This window comes from Arthrobacter sp. zg-Y916 (assembly GCF_020907385.1).
In the GTDB taxonomy this organism is placed as follows: Bacteria; Actinomycetota; Actinomycetes; order Actinomycetales; family Micrococcaceae; genus Arthrobacter_B; species Arthrobacter_B caoxuetaonis.
This window is the reverse complement of record NZ_JAJJOD010000001.1, coordinates 165741-183893: the sequence shown is the minus strand read 5'-3', so window position 1 is coordinate 183893 and position 18153 is coordinate 165741. Positions and strand designations below refer to the sequence as shown.

Genomic DNA, 18153 nt, shown 5'->3' with positions numbered 1-18153 from the left:
TTGCCCGGGGTGTTAGTTCCGGCCGCGGCGGCGGTTAGCAGCAGCCACACCCAATCCACCCAGGGCGATCAGCCCCGCTCCCATGGCTAGGAATCCGCCGGTGAACTCTGCTCCAGTGGACGGAAGCCGTTTCTTGGCCGGAGCAGGCTTGGACGTTGCCGTGTAGGTGTTGACTACCCGAAGTTCCGAACCAGCCGCGGCCGCAATGGTCACCGGGTCAGGCACCGTGGTGCTCACTTCCAGCCCCGTGGTAACTCCGGTTGCTGTTTCCGTCACCGCGCACTCGGATCCGGGTACCAGGTTCCCGTAGGTGGATGTCACCTCACCCGTGGCGCCGGCAGGGACCGTCACCGTTTCATCCAGGACCGTCTCGCCGTCCACCGTGCAGATGACGTTCAGTACGACTTCGCCCTGCTGGCCCGCTGCGGCACCTGCGATCTGCTTCGTGACCACAAGGGTTCCAGGATTGAAGAAGTAGGTATTTGTCACCGCCACTGCAACTCCGGACCCAGCCTCGATCGTCACGGGATCCGGCAGCACGGTTCTGACGCCAATGGTTTCCGTGGCACCGTTTTGTGTTTCCGTTACGGCGCATTCAGCGCCCACAGGCAGATCCGCGTACTCAGTCGATACGGTCCCCGTTGACTGTTCGGGAATGGTGAACGGTTCATCCAGGACCGTTTCACCGTCCAGGATGCAGACGGTTCGCAGCTGGACCTCCTCCTGGTTTCCTGCGGCTTCGCCGTCGATCACCTTGCTAACTGAGATTGCACCGGGGGCGAAGGTGTAGGTGTTGATCACCGTGGCTTCGACCTCGCCTCCGGCCGGAACGGTGAACGGATCCGAAAGGTCCGTTTCCACCAGGATGGCCGGGGTGCTGCCATCCTCCAGCTCGGTCACGGCACAGGCTGCTCCGGCCGGTACGTTCAGATAGCGGCCGAAGACCGGGGAGGTCACCTGCGCCGGCCCCTGGAAGGTCTCCTCGAAAACGGTGGCTCCGTCCAAGGTGCAGGTGACTTGAATTTCGACAGCCTCCTGGCTGCCGGCAGCCGGCCCCTCAAAGTTCTTGTACACCGTGATGATGCCGGGTTTCTCCGTGTAGGTGTTCGTTACGGTGGCGGTCCCCGTTCCTCCGGGCGCAATGACGACGGAATCCGGAAGGTCCACCTCTACCGCGATCTGTTCGGTCTCGCCCGTCAACGACTCGGTGACGGCGCATTCGCTGCCGGCCGGAATATCACCGAAGGTTTCTGTTGTCGGATCCGTGGTCCCGGCCGCAATGGTAATGGAGGTGCTGAAGGTGGTCTCGTCGTCGAGCCGGCAGAGGATATCCACCTGCACTTCGCCCTGCTGCCCCGCAAAGGCCCCCGCAATGACCTTACTGACGGTCAGGGACCCGGGATTCTCCGAATAGGTATTCGTGACCGTCACCTCGACGCCGCCCTCGACAGGGATGATGACGGTAGCCCCCGCCGGATCGAATACCGTCTCGACGCCGATCTCCGTACTCGATCCGTTCGCTGTCTCGGTGACTACGCAGCTGGTGCCCGCGATCAGTCCGGGGTATTCCTCCGGGTCCGTCTCGGTCGCCCCGGCCGGGATGGTGATTGTTGTGCTCAGTGTGGAGCCTCCGGTGCAGACCACGCTGAGTGTCACTTCGCCCTGCTGGCCGGCCGCGGCGCCCTCGATGAGCTTGCGGACGGCCAGGACACCGGTCCTGAACGTGTAAGTGTTGGTGACGGCCGCTTCGACGCTGCCGGCGGCCGGAACGGTGAAGGTTCCCGTTCCAATGGTCTCCACCGCGATGGTGCCGGTCTCTCCGCTGCTGGTTTCCGTGACGACGCAGCTGGTGCCTGCTGGCAGGTCCCCGTACTCAGTGGGGGTGACTTCTGTGGCGTTGGCCGGAATGTTGATCGTTTCATTGACCACCTCGGTTTCACCGGACGTGCAAACCACAGTGATGACCACTTCGTCCTGGGCGCCGGCTGCCTCACCGGCGATGGTCTTGGTTACCGCCAGGGTGCCCGGGAGAAAGGTGTAGGTGTTGGCGACGGTGGCGGTTGCGGTTGTCCCGGCAGTGATGGCTACCGGGTCGGGCGGGACCGTGGTCACCGCTACGGTTTCCGTCTCGCCGTTCGTGGGCTCAGTGATGGTGCAGGTGGAGCCCACGGGAATCTCGTTAAATGTCTGGCTGGTGGGTTCCGTGGTGCCTTCATCGATATTGAACGTGAACTGGTAGCCCGGTCCGCAATCGATGTTTATGACAACTGCGCCCTGGCTGCCGGCGGCCTCGCCGGCAATGGTCTTGGTGACTGCCAGGGATCCGACCTCGAAGAACGACGCCGATGCGTTGGCGTTGGAGGTCAGGGTCCGGGTGGCGGCCAGGATGAGCTTCTGCGCCTGGGTGGTTCCGGGGGTGGCGTTGTCGTAGAGATACACGTTGCCGGTGGGGACTGTCACCGCCGCCTGGGCAAGGATGTCCGCAGGTCCGGTGTTCCCGGCGTCGCTGCGCACCCACACCTGTGTACCGGAAGTGACAGGATTGGTGAGCGGCACCGTTCCGGCGGCGTCTGCGTAGAGAGTGAAACCGTCCGCGGTGCTGACGGTGATATCAGCACCTTCCTGGGCGGTAACCGTGTACGGCCCGGCGACCCCGTTGACGGAGGCTTCCGCAGTGGCGGGGGTGATGGAGATATCCGGTGCGGGCGGTTCGGCCTGCGGCCCGGCAGCGATCGTCTCGTTGACGACCTGCGCGACCAGCGGATAAATGGGGTCAGTACGCCGCACAACGTAGCCGTCGGTGAAGAACCAGATGGCAGCCTGGACCGCCGCTGCACGGCGGTTGTTGTCCTGTGCTGCCGGCAGGTTACTGGAGGGATAGTACGTGTTCAGGATGCGTTCGACGTAGCCGATATTGGGAACGTTGGCCTCAGTCCAGGTCCCGTTCTCGTACCCGATCCCTACCCGTGTGCTGGTACGCAAATCGATGCAGTACATCTGCGCACTTGTAGTGCCCTGGGCATCCTGGGTGTTGATGATTCCGGCAAAATCAACGTTTTCGGTGGTGTACCCCTGGGGGACCGACGTCGGATAGGACGTGATTGGCCAGGTTGCCCCTACCGGCGGCAGTGCTCCGTTCACCGCGCGCCCGTCGCCCAGCGCCGTAATGACTATGTCCGTCCTGTCCGTGATTCCGACCGGGTCGTTCCGCACTGGCTGGTCCAGGCGCGCGTGGACCGGGCCGGCGAAAGGAAGAAGCAGCAGCAGGGCGAGGACAAACCCTACAAGGCCCCTCATCCTCAGGCGCGAATGGGTTGCTCTCCGGCGGGCAGGAAACTTCTGGGTATTCATATTTCCCCTCAGGTGCGAGATCAGGCGGTGCGTCCCGCGTGACACGGGACTGCTGCAACCACCCCTGGCCGCCGAGGCTAATCCCCGGTTCGGCCGGCCACCAGAGGGGACGGCTGATCCCACTCTCCTAAGTCCGAATAACCCTCCGCTCACCCCACACGCTGCTGATTACCCCACGGAGCGGGAGACATGCCGCAGCCAGCGCGCCACCGTTGCGAGTTCCTCCGCGGTGAAGCCCTCAGTGATCAGGTCGTTGAGCTCGGTGATGGCTTCCCGGATGTCCGCCATGGCGGCCTCACCCGACGGGCCAAGGGCAACCCGGATGGTCCGCCGGTCAGCCGGGTCGGGCTTCCGGATGACCAGCCCGGATTGCTCCATCCGTGCCAGCAGGCCGGAGGTGCCTGCGGCTGATCCGTGAATCGCTGCGGCAACTTCGCCGGTAGTCGCCTCGGGCGCTGCAGCGACGTGGAACAGTACCCCGGCCGCGGGAGCGCTTATGCCGCGTTTACGTCCGCGGTTGCTGATCCAGCGGGCCAGGCGGCGCTCCGCTTCCAGGGTGAGGAAAACCAGCCGGGGCGGCTCACCGCCGTCGGGGTTCATGACCGGGACTTCCCGGCCCGGGCAGCCAGCCAGGCCGCTGCGTCGGGCCACAGCACGGCACCGGGACCACGGCGGAAATAACCCATGTGCCCGATTGCCCCCACGCCGGCATCTGCCGGAGAGTAGGTCCTGGTCTCAACCTTGGCGTTCACCAGCTGCCGGGCAATCACGCCGATCTGCGCCGGCGTGGCCCAGGGATCGTCGTCGAGCCCTATGCACAGCACACTGGTCCGCACCCGTGCCGTCCGTTCCCGGGCATGCATGGTGGGGTCGTCAAAGAAGTAGCCCGGCGTGCGGGACCATTTGCTCCACTCCAGCATCGCGGCGGCCGGCATGTCCTCGCCCAATCCCATCCTGCGTCCGGGAACGTACCCCAGGACCCGGGCCGCGCCGGGTCCCAGCACGCGCAGGATCAGTTCCACCCGGGCGCGCTCGGCACGGTCCGGGATGGAACGGGAGACCCCTGCATGAGAGGCCACCGTGATGAAGCCGCGGAGGTCCGCGCCGCCGTTGCCCAGCGCGAGCGCGTGCCCGCCCAGACTGTGTCCCACCGCAACGTGCGGCAGTTCCGGAAAGCGTTCCCGCAGCCAGGCGGCAGCGGCGGGGACGTCGTCGTCCATCCAATCGCGCATGCGGAGGCCCCGGTTGTCCCTGGCCTTACCGGACTCACCGGTGCCCCGGTAGTCGTAGGACAGGACGGCGAATCCTTCGGCTGCCAGGTACTGCGCGAATCCGTTGTACAGCCGCTGTGGAACGGCGGTGGCCGGATGGACGGCGACGGCGGCCCGGGGAACTCCTTCGAGGGGAAAGTGCAGCGTCCCGCTGATCGTGCCGCCGGCCCCCACGGCGATCATCGCCTGTTCCGTCCGGACGTCCCGGACATCAATATTTCGCATGCGAAATAACCTACACGGGACCCGGCGCGAGCACCATAGGAGCGCTTCAAGAGCTTCACTTGGCAGCCATACACTCGTCGGACGATTAGCGAATAGTAACGTTGCGTAATTCGCCCGTGCTTAGGCTAGGCTAACCATGCCGCGGTTGTCCGCGACAATTGCCACTTAAGCACCGCCTGTCCCAGTCGGGACCCGCATTCAAGGAGTACCTCGTGCGCTTTCCCCTGCCCAAAAAGGCCCTGGCCGTTGCTGCTGCCGCGGCAGTAGCCCTTACCGTCAGCTCCTGCAGCGGCTCCGCCGAGGCCGAGTCCACGGGCAGCCCGGCAGCCTCCGCTGAGTGGCCGCGGACTATCACGCACGAAGCCGGCGAGACCGTCATTGAAGCCAAACCGGAGAGCATCGCCTCCACGTCCCTGTCCGTCACCGGCACCCTCTTGGCCATCGACGCCCCGGTCACTGCCACGTCCGTGAGCAAGGCCCGCGGCGGCACCGCCGACGAAAACGGTTTCTTCTCCCAGTGGGCCGACGTCGCCGTCGAACGCGGTGTGGAGCCGCTCTACACGATCGGCGAACTGGACCTTGAAGCCGTCATCGCCGAAGCCCCGGACCTGATTGTTGTTTCCACCTCCGGCGCCGATTCCGTGCTGGACCAGTACGATGCCCTGAGCGAGATCGCACCCACCATTGTGGTCAACTACGGCGACCAGACCTGGCAGGACCTGGCCGTGGAGCTGGGCGAGGCCACGGGGCTGGAAGACAAAGCTGCCTCCGTAGTGGAAGAGTTTGATGCCTCAGTTGCCGCCGCCGCTGAGAACCTGGCCATCGAAGAAGGCACCACAGCCTCGATCGTCAGCTACAACGCCGGCGACGTCTCCCCCGTGGGCAAGGGCACCGGCCCGCACTCCCAGCTGCTGACCGCCCTGGGTTTCACCGTGGCTGAACCGGATGAGCAGTACGACACCTCCACGCAGAAGCGTGAAGACTTCGCCTTCACGTCATACGAAGGCCTCTCTGCCTCTGTGACCGGCGACTACACCTTCCTGATCAGCTCCACCGAGAAGACGGTGGAAGAGTTCACCGCCGATCCGACTCTGTCGAACCTGCCGTCCGTCCAGTCCGGCCAGGTCTACTCCATGGGACCCGAATCCTTCCGCCTGGATTACTTCAGCGCCAGTGACATCGTGGACTGGTTCAACACGTCCTTCACGGCGAAGTAGCCCCCACCCGGCTAACCGGCAAAAGAAACGCAGCACGTGTTCCAAACACCGCGCACGCAGCACCGGCAGGCAAGCACCTGGGCCCTCGGCCTGGCCCTGCTGGTGCTGCTGGCGTTCGCCAGCTTCGCCTCCGGGTCCCGGACCATCCCGCTGGCGGACACGTGGGCTGCGCTCACCGCCTTCGATCCGACCCGCGACACCCACCTGCTGGTTCGTGAGCTCCGCCTGCCCCGCACCTTCCTGGCCATCACGGTCGGCGCGGCCCTGGGCCTGGCCGGCGCCCTGATGCAGGCGCTGACCCGCAATCCGCTTGCCGAACCCGGTCTGCTGGGCGTCAACGCCGGCGCCGCCTTCGCGGTGGCCATTGGACTGGGCTTCTTCAATATGAGGTCCCCGTATGAGTACATGTGGCTGGGCTTCGCGGGTGCAGCGGCCACCTCGGTACTGGTTTACCTGCTGGGACGTGCGCACGACGCCGGGACGAATCCGGTGCGCCTGGTACTGGCCGGGGCGGGGCTGTCAGTCATGCTGGGCGCGGGAACGAAAATCATCCTGATCGGCGGTCCGGATGAAACCATCACGGCTTACGCTGCCTGGGCCTCCGGCTCGCTGCAGGGCCGCGGGTACGACGTGCTTCCCTGGGTGCTGGGTGCCTGCCTGATCGCCGTACTGGCAGCCCTGCCGCTCTCCCAGAGCCTGGACTCCCTGTCCCTCGGGACGGACCTGGGCAGGACCTTGGGAGTCCGGATCCGCACCACCTGGGTCCTCGGGGCCCTCGCCATCCTCGTCCTGGCCGGCGCTGCCACCGCTGCGGCCGGCCCCATCGCCTTTCTCGGGCTGGCCGCTCCGCACATTGCCCGGATGATCACAGGACCCAGCCACCGTCGGCTGCTGCCGCTGTCCATGCTCTTCGGCGCCCTGCTGCTCCTCTTCGCGGACATCACCGGGCGCCTCGTGGCCGCGCCGGCGGAGATCGGCGCCGGAGTCATGAGCGCTCTGGTTGGCGCTCCCTTCTTTATTGCCCTGGCCCGCCGGCGGAGGCTGGCAAAGCTGTGAGAATCTCCAAAACCGCTCCGACCCGCACCCTTTCCCTGGGCCCGGTGCGGCTCCGCTACCGCCGCCGGACCCTCGTGACCGGCGTCATCCTCGCCGCAGCCGCTGCCGCACTCGGCATTGCGGGCATGCAGACCGGTACGATCGCCCTGGCCTTCGGCGACGTGTTCGGTGCAATCTTCGGCCAGGGCGAGGACAAAACCCTGAAGGTGGTGCAGAAGATCCGGCTGCCCCGCACCGTCACCGCCCTGGGTGTCGGAGCGTGCCTCGGCGCCGCCGGTGCCACCTTCCAGTCCATCTCCCGCAACGCGCTGGGCTCTCCGGACATCATCGGGTTCACCACCGGTGCGGCCACCGGGGCGGTGGCGCAGATCGTGCTGTTCGACGCCGGACCCGGCGCTACCGCACTCGCCGCGGTAGCGGGCGGCCTGCTGGCTGCCGGAATTGTCTACCTGCTCTCGCTGAGCGGCGGCGTCACCGGCGGCTACCGCCTGGTCCTGATCGGCATCGGAGTCGGCGCCATGCTCGCCGCCGTGAACACCATCCTGCTGGCCAAGGGCGACTCCGACCTCGCCGCGGAAGCCCACCTGTGGCTTTCCGGCTCCCTGGCTGCACGCAACTGGGGGCACGCGGTGCCGGTGCTTGTCGCCGTCGCGCTCCTGCTCCCGGTGCTGCTGGTGCTGTCCCGGAGCCTGAACCAGATGGAGATGGGCGACGACGCCGCACGCGCCCTGGGGATCCGCACCGAACGTACCCGCATCCTGGCCATGGCCGCCGCTGTGGGACTCACGGCCGTGGCGACTGCGGCCGCCGGGCCAATTGTCTTTGTGGCTCTCGCCGCTCCGCAGCTCGCATCCCGGCTCACGCGCTCTCCCGGCGTCCATATCGGCACAGGGGCCTTGATGGGTGCCGTCCTGGTAGCCGGATCAGACCTTCTCTCGCAGCGCCTTCCCATTCAGGCAGCGGTGCCAATCGGGCTGATGACAGGCTTGGTTGGCGGCGTGTACCTGCTCTGGCTCCTGACCCGCAGCAAGCAGGTCTGACCATGTCCACCAAGGAGAATCCCATGGAAGACGTCCTCTCCGGCCGCGGCCTCACCATCGGCTACGAAGGCCGAACGGTCTCCGAACACCTGGATGTGAGGATCCCGCCCGGCTCCTTCACGGCCATCATCGGACCGAATGCCTGCGGCAAGTCGACGCTGCTCCGTGCCTTGTCCCGGCTGCTGAAGCCCGCGGCCGGACATGTGTTCCTGCAGGGGAAGGACATCGAGTCCTACCCAACCCGGGAAGTGGCCCGCCGGCTGGCCCTGCTGCCGCAGAGTTCGACGGCACCGGACGGCATCACCGTGGCCGATCTGGTGGCCCGCGGGCGCTTCCCGCACCAGTCCCTGCTGCGCCAGTGGTCCGACGCTGACCAGAAAGCCGTTTACGCGGCGATGGAAGCCACGGGAGTGCAGGACCTGGCTGACCGCACGGTGGGCGAGCTTTCGGGCGGACAGCGCCAGCGGGTCTGGCTGGCACTGGTCCTGGCGCAGGACACCCCCGTGCTGCTGCTGGATGAACCGACCACCTTCCTGGACATTTCCCATCAGCTGGAGGTCCTGCGGCTGTGCCGCACCCTGCACCGGACCGGCAATTACACGCTGGTAACCGTACTGCATGAGCTCGGCATGGCCTTCCGCTTTGCCGACCACGTGATCGCCATGAAGGACGGACGGATCGTGGCCCAGGGCACCCCGGTGGAGATCGCCACCCCGGAACTCATGAAGGAGATCTACGGGATCGACGCGGTGGTCATTTCCGATCCGGCAACGGGAGGACCACTGGTTGTGCCCATGGAACCCGGATACCCGGACACCTCAGCAACCCGCAGCGCAGCGGGTGTTCCAGCATCGCTTACCGAAGGAGCCAGCGCATGAGCGGCCATGTACTCACCGTCGAACGCGTCGAAGACGTGACACCTCGTATGCGGAGGGTCCACTTCGGCGGCCCCGGCGTTGCCGGCTACGTGAACGCCGGCGCCCATCTTCCCAACGTCAAGCTCTATTTTCCTGTCCCGGGCCAGCCCCTTGACCTTCCCGAACGCGGTGAGCGCGGCTGGGTGTGGAAACCGGGCCAGCGTGAACGGGTACGCACTTACACCGTCCGCAGCCTGGCGGACGATGCCTCCACGATGAGCGTGGACTTTGTCCGGCACAGCGGAACTTCCGTTGCCGCTTCCTGGGCCGAGTCCGCGGCGCCCGGCGACCAGATTGCTGCCCTCGCCGGCGGTGGCGTGGTGGTGGGCGAAGCTGACTGGGTATTGCTCGCCGGTGACGAAACGGCCCTGCCTGCGATCGCCGGCACGCTGGAACGTTTTGGCCCGCAGCAGCGCGGACTGGCCCTCATTGAGGTGGCGGGACCGGAGGAGGAACAGGACCTTGCTGCTCCCCAGGGTGTGGAGCTGCGCTGGCTGCACCGGCGCGGAGCAGCTCCGGGGACCACCACCCTGCTGTCGGATGCACTGGCTGCGGTGGAGTTCCCCGCCGCTGAGCTGGCCGCCGGGCAGGTGGAGGTGTGGGTGTCGGCGGAATCCGCCGTCGTCCGCTTCGCCCGCAGCCACCTGAAGGAATGCGCTTTCCCGCGGCGGCAGCAACTGATTATCGGCTACTGGAACCGCGGAATCGACGAAGTAACCTACGGCCGGGCTACCGACCATGACCGGGTGGACGGGGAACTGGATACTGTCCTTCCGGGCCAGGCAGAACCCCGCCGCCACCACGCACCCGCCAATGGCCATTAGCCCTGCAGCCGCGGTGGAACGGGACTTCCCTGCCCCGAGGGAGCCCGTCCCCCAGCCCCCTGCCCGCATCCGTGTCCTGACGGGTTACTTCCGCACGCACTGGGAAACCCTCTCTGCACCGGAGCAGCAGCAGCTTCAGGCAGGCTGGGACACTCGCGCGCTGCCACTTATTGAAGACGACCCCGACGGCGACCCGGACGTCCGTGCCGTCACGTTCCTCTACCGGAACTCCGCGGCAGCCGCGGTGATCCTGTCTGCAAACGCGATGGTGCATCCCGACACACTCGGCGCCTGCGAGTTCGAGGCCCTGCCCGACGGACTCTGGGCGCTCACCTGGCAAATGCCGGCTTCCTGGGAAGCGAGCTACCGGATTACTGTGCACACCGGAACGGGCACCCCGCCCTGGCGTACAGCCGCGGACCGACGCGGAGTTCGCCTGGCTGCCGATGCCGGAGGACCGGACCCCCGGAACTCGGTGCTGTCCACCGGCATGTCAGGAGCGGCAACGTCGGTGCTGCGGCTGCCCGCCGCGCCGCCCGCCCCCTGGCTGGCCACGCCCGTTCCAGCTGCTTCCGCCGGCACCAGCATCATGGGTGACGACAGTGCCGCGGGTCTGCTTCCACAGGGCCGCTGCTGGGCCGGCGGCAGGACCTCCGGTCCGCGGCATGTCCTGGGCGACTTTGTGCGAAGTTTGGAACTGCGCCGTGTCCGCGACCGGCATACCGGACGGATGCGCAACGTCTGGCTCTACCGTCCGCGCGTGCCCCTGGCCGCGCCAACCCCGCTGCTCGTGCTGCATGACGGACAGGTGTGGGCAAAATACCAAAACCTCGCCGGCACGCTGGACGCGGCGATCGACGCGGGCATCCTGCCCCCGCTGCACGTCGCCATGGTGGACTCCGTGGATGTGCCCACCCGCTCGCGCGAACTCTCCGGTCCGACGGGGAGCGTGGACTTCGCCGCTTGTGATCTCATCCCTGAACTGCGCCGATCCCTGCACCTCTCGCCGGACCCGCTGCACACAGTCATCTCGGGCGCCAGCTACGGAGGACTGGCTGCCTTGTGGCAGGTGGCACGTTTCCCGGGGACGGCGGCCACGGCCCTGGCCCAGTCACCGTCGCTGTGGCGGTATGACCTGGACCAGCCTCTGCTGGAGGCAGCCGGCAGGATCCGGGTGCGCCTGCAGGCCGGGTGTTATGAGCCGAGCATCCATGCACCGGCCCGGGCACTCCACGCCGCCCTGGCGGAAAGCGGAGTGGATACGGACTTCCGGTCCGTTACGGGCGGCCATGACTGGGCCTGGTGGCATCCCTGGCTGATCCGCGGCCTCGCGGCAGTCCTGGCGGATTGAGAGCCAGGGGCAGGTCCGCTACGGGGCGTCTTCGGGGTACTCCGGGCCTGAGTCGCGCGGATAGTCTTCCTCGCCGTCGGGCGCACCGCCGTCGCGCGCCTGCTCCAGCCGGTCAGCCTCGGAGCCGCCGGGGAACAGCGGATCTCCGTGCGGCTGGACTTCCTCTGCAGCTCCGCTGTCCTCAGCGGGGTCCGGCTCTGCCGGCAGCTGCTGCTCCAGGGTGTCTTCCTCGTTCGCTTCGGGAATTGCCGGACCGTCATGTGACATGGCCATGTGCCCATTCTCCTTCGCAGCTTCGGGTTCGTTGCCGGACAGCATGCTAGGTGCCGCCTACCGGTATTGGCTGGATTAACAGCGTAGATCATCAGCCTTCTTACCTGCCGCTGAAATATTGCCGGAGTAAATAGGAAGCCTAGTATTCCGCTGGGCTAGACTTGTGCGCATGCCTGAAACCGCGAACCCTACAGGTGCAGGCTACTGGTACAGCCAGGCACCTGAGACCGCCGGCGGCGTCGACGTACTCAACGCCCTCCGCGCCTACCGCGCAGCCGAAGCCGCCATGCGTCGCCGCACCCGCGATTCGATGCGCATGAACGAGACGGACCTCCTGGCCATCCGCTTTGTCATGCAGGCCCGCCAAGCCGGCCATTCCATCGGCCCCAAGGACCTGTCCCGTGTCCTGAACATCTCCACGGCATCCACCACGGCCCTCATTGACCGCTTGCAGAAGGGCGGATACCTGGTCCGGCGGCCACATCCTACGGACCGGCGCGCCTTGGAGATCATTCCAACAGAGAACGCAGACCATGAGGTGCGTGAAACCCTTGGCAAAATGCACCGAAAAATGCTGGACACCGCCGAATCACTGACCCCTGAGGAGGCAGCAACCATTACCCGATTCCTGCAGGAAATGACCCGGGTACTGGAGGACGACAGGTAGGATAGGTCTCCAAACTGTACAAGGCAGGCAACTTGGTTTATAAATAGCCTGTCTAGCTAGTTGCTAGCCTACCTATCGAAGGATGCAGTCCTATGACCGTCATAGATCCACAGCAGGAGCCTTCTTACCCTGCCCCGGACGAAGACGCCCTCTCCACCCTCGCCATGGCTGCCTCCAACCTGGAGGCACAGCAGTGGGCAGTGGACCGGGCCGAACAGGTTCTTACCGACCTCGTGCAGTCCGCCGTCAGCGAGGGCCTTGAGACGGGGAGTATCGCCGCCGTTGCCGGCCTGACTACCGAACAGGTCGAGAAAATGTCAGCTGAGGGCTCCACACCCAACCCGTAAGCATCCAGCTGCGCAGTATCCACGCAACCGTCATAAAACACGCCAGCTACACCAATGCCCTTGACCGCGCTAACGTGACTTGGAGCACAGAGTCGACGGGCGGGGGATAAGAGTGACGGTTTCGAACCGGGCGAGGTCCACGCCTCCCGTACGCGTGGGCCTGGCCCTCACCGGAGTCCTGCTCATCGGGATCAACCTGCGGGTCGCGTTCGTTTCGGTAGGGCCGCTGCTCGCAGATATTGGCCGTGAATTCGACTTCAGCAGCGCACAATCCGGGCTCCTCACCGGATTGCCCCTTGTCGCCTTTGCGCTGTTTTCCCCACTCGCTCCGGCAATTGCGCTCCGGACCGGGCTGGACCGCGCCCTGTGGCTCTCACTGGCCCTTCTGGCTGCCGGCACCGTCTTCCGGTCCATGCCGGTTCCCACCGCACTCTGGACCGGCACCGTCCTGGTCGGCATCGCCATTGCCTTCCTCAACGTGCTGCTTCCCTCCCTGATCAAGCGTGATTTCCCCGGGAAGGTCAGCCAGCTCACGGGCCTCTACATTGCTGCCCAAAGCCTCGTCACTGCCCTGGGCGCCGCCGTCGTCGTTCCTGTTTCCCTGATCCCCGGTTCCGGCTGGCGCCTGGCGCTGGGCCTCTGGGCCGGGCTGGCGCTGATCGCCATGGCCATACTTCTCCCGGGCCTGAAACGCGGAACGAACGACGGCGGCGCATCCGGATCCGCTGCAAATGAACCGTCCGCGCCGGTGCGGTTCCGCTCCCCCTGGAAGACGCTGCTTGGCTGGCAGGTGACCCTGTTCATGGGCTTTCAGTCCGTGGGGTTCTTTGTGGTGACCACCTGGCTGCCCAGCATCGAACGGGACCAGGGCATTTCTGAGACCGTTTCCGGACTGCACGTCTCCGCGTTCCTGGTGGTAGGCACCGTGTCATCCCTGCTGACCGGCGCGGTCCTCGGGCGTTTTGCCGACCAGCGCCTGCTGGGCATGGTGGGCAGCCTGCTGGCCATGGCCGGTTTCCTGGGGCTGCTGGCCGCACCCGGACTGTCCCTGGCGTGGGTGGTTGTGAGCGCTTCGGGCTGCGGCAGCATGATTGTGACGGCCCTGTCCCTGTTCAGCCTGCGTACTACCAACCATGTCCAAGCGGCAGCGCTCTCCGGCATGGCACAGTCTGTGGGCTACGCAATCGGAGCCGCGGGGCCGGTGCTCTTTGGCTTCCTGTATGACCTCACCGGTGACTGGACCGTTCCGCTGGCGGCCAGCGCCGGCATTATGGGGCTGGCCTGCGCCATGGCGTTCCTCGCCGGCCGCGACCGGGTTCTTCCCGAGCAGCCCCGGCAGCGGCCCGCTGCGCCGGCCGGACCCTAGGTCCGCTCGTAGCGCCAGTCGCTGCCGCGCATCACCAGGCGATGCCGGTTCCCGGGCTGCCCGGCATCATCGGCGGGGTACTCTTCATCGCCGTGCCAGGCAATGACGGCGTCCGGTTCGTACCCGTCCAGCAGGCGGCTGCTGAAGGTCTGCGGTACGGCGGCCGCAGCGTGCTCAAGTACGGCCGCAACGTCCTGGAACTGCTGCAGCAACGTCAGCGTGACGAAGGTCGGAGCCACCAGGAGCATCTTGCCCCCGCGGTGCAGCTGGAGGGCATCGGCCGGCGTCAGCCAGGCGTAATCGATCAGCTCGCCGGGGTTCAGCCTGATATCACCTGCCGGCGCCGGCGCCAGGAAGAACCATGTGCGCAGTCGTTTGGGTGCCTGCAGCGGCGGCACCCAGCAGGAAAGTTCCACCAGCGAATCCGGCGCCAGCACCAGGCCGGTCTCCTCAACGGTCTCCCGCACTCCGGCGATCCTCGCGGCGGGCAGGTCCGCTTCCGGGCTCCGCGGCTCGGCCTGCAGGTCCGGCGGCACGGATCCGGCGGCGTCGTAGTCCTCCGGATCCACCCGGCCGCCGGGGAAAACCCAGGCACCGGCAAACGTGCCCGTGTGCCGCGGCCGTTCCAGCAGGAGGACTTCCAACCCTGACTTCCCGTCCCGAAGCAGCACCACGGTTGCGGCTGTCCCTACCAGTGTCATAGCTCCCCTGTTCCAAAGTTGTTGCTCCTTGGATCGTAGCGAACCCGGGCCTGCCGCCTTGCCCCGGGGCAGCAGCAGGACTTTGATGGACTCCCAGGAGGCACAGTCATGGACCCAGCCGGAAGCAAACCCAAGTACGACGTTAAAAAGGCAGAGCGGGAACTGTACGCACCCGGGCGGACCTTCACGCTGGTCGAGGTTCCCACCCAGCAGTTCCTGGCCGTGGACGGCCACGGAAACCCCAACACCTCCCCGGAATATGCCGCTGCACTGGAGGCGCTCTACTCAGTGGGCTACACGCTGAAGTTCTCGGTTCGCCGCAGGACCGGGCAGGACGCAGTGGTCGGCCCATTGGAAGGGTTGTGGCGCGCGGATAACCCGGAGGTCTTTGTACAGGGAAACAAGGACTCCTGGGACTGGACCATGCTGATCAGCCAGCCGGAGTGGATCAGCCAGGAGATGGCCGCCGAAGCCGCCGCCGAGGTCCGGGTTAAGAAAGGGCTGGATACGGGAAAAATCCGTTGGCTGGAACTGGAGGAAGGCCTCTCCGTGCAGGTCCTGCACGTCGGCTCCTACGACGACGAGGCACCGGTCCTGGCGCGGCTGCACCATGAATTCATGCCCTCAAACCAGCTGGACTTCAATGGCGACCATCACGAGATCTACCTCAGCGATCCGCGGCGCACCGCCCCCGAGAAGCTGAAAACCATCTTGCGCCAGCCCGTTCGCCGCAAATAAAACAATCTACCTATTGCAATGTTGTGCGTGACACACCATAGTGTGAGTCATGGACCAAGAACTGCTGGGTGGACATCTCCAGGAACTGCGCCGAGGAACCGTGGTGCTGGCCTGCCTCTCCATCCTTAAACAACCCGGCTACGGCTACGGCCTGCTCGAAGCACTGGAACGGGCCGGTTTCGGCGTGGAAGCCAATACGCTCTACCCGCTGCTGCGCCGCCTTGAAAAACAGGGACTGCTGACCAGTTCCTGGGATACCGAAGAGGCACGTCCGCGGAAGTTCTACACCACCAGCGAGCACGGCATCGAGCTGCTTCAGGCCCTGTTGAAGGACTGGGAAGCCCTGCATGCCTCCATCCGCCAGCTCAACGAAGGACAACCATCATGAGTACCCTCACTGACCGTTATGTCTTTGCGGCGCTGCGCTCAATCCCTGAGGGGCAGCGCGGCGACATCGAACGCGAACTGCGCGGCTCCATCACCGACGACGTCGAAGCGCGGGTGGAGGGCGGACAGGCACCTGCCGACGCCGAAACCGCGGTTCTCACCGAACTCGGGGATCCGGCCCGCCTTGCCGCGCAGTACAGCGGCCGGCCGCTGTACCTGATCGGACCGGACCTGTTCCTGGACTGGTGGCGGCTGCTCAAGACCCTGGCCATCATCATCACTCCGTTTTCCTTCGTAGGCTCGGTCGTGGTGCGAATGGCCCTTGAGCCCGGCGACCCCGCCGGGGCCTTCGGAGCAGCGATCAGCACCGCGATCAACGTCCTGGTGCACCTGGGTTTCTGGGTGACGCTGGTCTTCGCGATCATCCAGTTCAACGGCACCCGCCGGAAGGATCTGGGGCTGCAGCCGTGGTCGCCCGCCATGCTCCCCCAGGTTCCGCGGAAGTCCCAGGTGTCCCTCGGCGACACCATCACCACGGTGGTCTTCATCGCGTTCTTTATCGGCCTGCTCCTCTGGCAGCGGATCGGTTCGATGCTGTACCTGAACGGTGAACCGGTGCTGGTCCTGCAGGAAAGCCTCTGGAGTTTCTGGCTTCCGTACGTGATCATCCTGCTGGTCATCGAGGCGGGCTTCACCGTCGTGCTGTACCTGGCCGGGCGGTGGACGTATGCCTTCGCGGTGGTCAACACGGTCCTGGCGCTGGCGTTCATGGTGCCCGTACTCTGGCTGCTGGCCACGGAACAGGTCTTCGACTGGGCGTTCCTTGCCAACGTGGACTGGGCGCCGGATGCCTCCGCCTGGATCGCCGGCATCACGGCCGCGCTGGTCCTGTTTATCAGCCTATGGGACATCGGCGACGGCTTCCTTAAGGCCTGGAAGTCCAGCCGGCCGGCGCCGGTTCCTGCTGGCGTCCGGTAGTTAAACCACGACGGCGCCGCCCGGGAATAAGTCCCGGGCGGCGCCGTCGTTCTATCTGCGTTTTGTCAGGAACGCCGGCGCTGCAGCCACGGCTGCAGCAGGCCGGTGACCCAGGGCAGCACCCAGTAGGCCATGATCGGGGTGAGGATCGCCGTCGTGATGAAGACGCGAAGCGGCATCAGGACTTCGTCCCAGCCGGGAACGGCGACGGCAACCAGCCAGGTGAAAGCCAGGTTTACCGGGAAGAAGCCCAGCCAGATGGCCACGGCCTGCTTCCAGCGCGGCGGCTTTACCGGAGCTTGAAGGTCAGTGGTGGACGACGGCGCGTCGAACCAGCCTTCGATGCCGGTGCGGCGGGTGACGGTGCGGTCTTCCACCATGTCCCGGCCCCGTTCGAGCCAGGACCGGCGTGGTTCGGAGTGCTCCCACGCGTCCAGCGCAGCGGCGTCGGAGAAGCGGTAGAGCATGTGCCATTCATCGGAGGTGGCGGAGGCGCGGACCCATCCGGAGCCAAGGAACCCGGGCCAGGTGTTGGCGAGGTTGACGCCCTCCTGGACCCAGTGGGTGGCCTCGGACACACGGCGGGGATCGACCCGCCGGGTGATGGAGACCGTCACCGCCTCCGGCCCCCGGGCCGGAAGGGTGTCAGTGTGCTGTGATGTCATGCTTTCCAGTATCGGGTCGGGGGTTCGGCGGGGACGAATCGGCGTTTCAGGCCAGCAGCGAGGCGGCTTGTTCGGCGAGCAGCACCAAGGACAGGCACACCATGATGATGCCGCTGCCCAGGGTGACGGCGCGGGCGCCGGCGGGCCGCGAACGCAGCAGCCGGCGGGCGGCCAGGGATACACACGTGTAGACGACGATGGACACGGCAAAGTGGGACAACCCCAGGACCAGTGTCTGCAGCGGCACGGCGAGGGCGGCGCCGGGGTCGACGAACTGCGGGATCAGGGCCAGGTACAGCAGCAGCGCTTTGGGGTTGGTGCCGCTGGTTCCGAGGCCCTTCAGGAAGTCCCGCCGGGTGTCGGAGCGCGGCGGCGCCGGCCGGGTCAGGAGTGCCACACTGCCTTCCGCCGTAACCGGAGCGGGAGCTGCTCCACCGGGAGCGGGCGCCGTCGTCGTGTCCGCCGTGAATCCGGCCGAGCGCCAGGTTCGGATGGTGGCAACCCCGAGCCACAACAGATAGGCCGCACCCAAAAGGGTCAGGCCGGTCAGCAGCTGCGGCGTCGCCGCGATGACGGCGGCCAGCCCGGCCACGATCAGGGCGGTGTGGAAAAGATAGCCAGCGCAGAGTCCCGCGACGGCCGGGGCGACCCGGCGGGCCCGCAGCCCTGACGAGATGCAGTAGGCCCAGTCAGCGCCCGGCGTCATGGCCAAGGTAACAGAGACGGCCGCGAAGCCTGCGAGCTGCTGAAATTCCATGAGCTCCAGCCTAGGGATCCGG

19 protein-coding genes are annotated in these 18153 nt (G+C 66.2%); 12 read left to right on the top strand and 7 right to left on the bottom strand.

From position 1 onward, the window contains the following. Nucleotides 1–12: 12 nt before the first annotated feature. The 3 genes from LOC59_RS00885 to LOC59_RS00875 all read right to left on the bottom strand — a co-directional run bounded on the left by LOC59_RS00885 (nt 13) and on the right by LOC59_RS00875 (nt 4847). Nucleotides 13–3297 carry a DUF5979 domain-containing protein gene (locus tag LOC59_RS00885; protein WP_229970211.1) on the bottom strand — a complete coding sequence of 1095 codons (3285 nt, stop codon included), beginning with the start codon at nt 3295–3297 and terminating at the stop codon, nt 13–15. A gap of 222 nt (nt 3298–3519) precedes the next feature. Further along, complete coding sequence (locus LOC59_RS00880) at nt 3520–3951, bottom strand: MarR family winged helix-turn-helix transcriptional regulator (protein WP_227895867.1); 432 nt, start codon at nt 3949–3951, stop codon at nt 3520–3522. Further along, nucleotides 3948–4847, bottom strand: a complete 900-nt coding sequence (locus LOC59_RS00875) for an alpha/beta hydrolase family protein (RefSeq protein WP_227916764.1) — start codon at nt 4845–4847, stop codon at nt 3948–3950. The genes LOC59_RS00880 and LOC59_RS00875 overlap by 4 nt, the downstream gene beginning before the upstream one ends. Before the next feature lie 212 nt (nt 4848–5059). Here LOC59_RS00875 and fepB point away from each other — a divergent pair, with 212 nt between their 5' ends. The 6 genes from fepB to LOC59_RS00845 are packed head-to-tail and all read left to right on the top strand — an operon-like array spanning nt 5060 to nt 11252. Beyond that, complete coding sequence (fepB, locus tag LOC59_RS00870) at nt 5060–6064, top strand: Fe2+-enterobactin ABC transporter substrate-binding protein (RefSeq protein WP_229970210.1); 1005 nt, start codon at nt 5060–5062, stop codon at nt 6062–6064. 36 nt (nt 6065–6100) lie between these two features. Beyond that, on the top strand, nt 6101–7120 hold the full coding sequence (locus LOC59_RS00865; protein WP_227916766.1) for a FecCD family ABC transporter permease: 1020 nt from the start codon (nt 6101–6103) through the stop codon (nt 7118–7120). Next, entirely contained in the window at nt 7117–8160 is a 1044-nt protein-coding gene (locus LOC59_RS00860) for a FecCD family ABC transporter permease (protein WP_227895871.1), read from the top strand. Before LOC59_RS00865 ends, LOC59_RS00860 begins: the two co-directional genes overlap by 4 nt. A gap of 2 nt (nt 8161–8162) precedes the next feature. Next, nucleotides 8163–9038, top strand: coding sequence for an ABC transporter ATP-binding protein (locus LOC59_RS00855; protein WP_227916767.1), 876 nt, complete (start codon nt 8163–8165; stop codon nt 9036–9038). After that, nucleotides 9035–9901, top strand: a complete 867-nt coding sequence (locus tag LOC59_RS00850) for a siderophore-interacting protein (protein WP_229970208.1) — start codon at nt 9035–9037, stop codon at nt 9899–9901. Before LOC59_RS00855 ends, LOC59_RS00850 begins: the two co-directional genes overlap by 4 nt. Then, the gene (locus LOC59_RS00845) at nt 9891–11252 is read left to right on the top strand and encodes an enterochelin esterase domain-containing protein (protein WP_227916769.1); all 1362 of its coding nucleotides are present in this window, start codon (nt 9891–9893) and stop codon (nt 11250–11252) included. Before LOC59_RS00850 ends, LOC59_RS00845 begins: the two co-directional genes overlap by 11 nt. 18 nt (nt 11253–11270) lie before the next feature. On the opposite strand, the gene LOC59_RS00840 is transcribed toward LOC59_RS00845, so the two are convergent. Next, entirely contained in the window at nt 11271–11525 is a 255-nt protein-coding gene (locus LOC59_RS00840; protein ID WP_227895875.1) for a hypothetical protein, read from the bottom strand. Nucleotides 11526–11694: 169 nt separating this feature from the next. On the opposite strand from LOC59_RS00840, the gene LOC59_RS00835 reads away from it, so the two are divergent. The 3 genes from LOC59_RS00835 (at nt 11695) to LOC59_RS00825 (ending at nt 13905) form a co-directional block, all read left to right on the top strand. Further along, a complete protein-coding gene (locus tag LOC59_RS00835) occupies nt 11695–12192 on the top strand; it encodes a MarR family winged helix-turn-helix transcriptional regulator (protein ID WP_227895876.1) in 498 nt (165 codons plus the stop codon). A gap of 92 nt (nt 12193–12284) precedes the next feature. Then, the gene (locus tag LOC59_RS00830) at nt 12285–12539 is read left to right on the top strand and encodes a hypothetical protein (RefSeq protein ID WP_227895877.1); all 255 of its coding nucleotides are present in this window, start codon (nt 12285–12287) and stop codon (nt 12537–12539) included. Nucleotides 12540–12651: 112 nt separating this feature from the next. After that, nucleotides 12652–13905, top strand: coding sequence for an MFS transporter (locus LOC59_RS00825; RefSeq protein ID WP_229970207.1), 1254 nt, complete (start codon nt 12652–12654; stop codon nt 13903–13905). Here LOC59_RS00825 and LOC59_RS00820 read toward each other — a convergent pair. Then, complete coding sequence (locus tag LOC59_RS00820; protein ID WP_229970205.1) at nt 13902–14606, bottom strand: NUDIX hydrolase; 705 nt, start codon at nt 14604–14606, stop codon at nt 13902–13904. The two genes, LOC59_RS00825 and LOC59_RS00820, sit on opposite strands and share 4 nt — an antisense overlap. A gap of 108 nt (nt 14607–14714) precedes the next feature. Between LOC59_RS00820 and LOC59_RS00815 the strand changes: the two genes are divergently transcribed. From LOC59_RS00815 to LOC59_RS00805, 3 genes are read left to right on the top strand one after another with little or no spacing between them, the layout of a single operon-like run. Then, nucleotides 14715–15344 (top strand): GyrI-like domain-containing protein, encoded by a 630-nt coding sequence (locus tag LOC59_RS00815; RefSeq protein WP_227895880.1) that lies wholly within the window; start codon nt 14715–14717, stop codon nt 15342–15344. 49 nt (nt 15345–15393) lie between these two features. Beyond that, nucleotides 15394–15732: a PadR family transcriptional regulator gene (locus LOC59_RS00810; protein WP_227895881.1), complete on the top strand. Its 339-nt coding sequence runs from the start codon at nt 15394–15396 to the stop codon at nt 15730–15732. Next, nucleotides 15729–16709, top strand: coding sequence for a permease prefix domain 1-containing protein (locus tag LOC59_RS00805; protein WP_229970203.1), 981 nt, complete (start codon nt 15729–15731; stop codon nt 16707–16709). Before LOC59_RS00810 ends, LOC59_RS00805 begins: the two co-directional genes overlap by 4 nt. A gap of 65 nt (nt 16710–16774) precedes the next feature. On the opposite strand, the gene LOC59_RS00800 is transcribed toward LOC59_RS00805, so the two are convergent. Continuing rightward, the gene (locus LOC59_RS00800) at nt 16775–17374 is read right to left on the bottom strand and encodes an antibiotic biosynthesis monooxygenase (RefSeq protein WP_227916774.1); all 600 of its coding nucleotides are present in this window, start codon (nt 17372–17374) and stop codon (nt 16775–16777) included. Between the two features lie 46 nt (nt 17375–17420). Continuing rightward, nucleotides 17421–18131 (bottom strand): LysE family translocator, encoded by a 711-nt coding sequence (locus LOC59_RS00795; RefSeq protein WP_227916775.1) that lies wholly within the window; start codon nt 18129–18131, stop codon nt 17421–17423. Between the last annotated feature and the right edge of the window lie 22 nt (nt 18132–18153).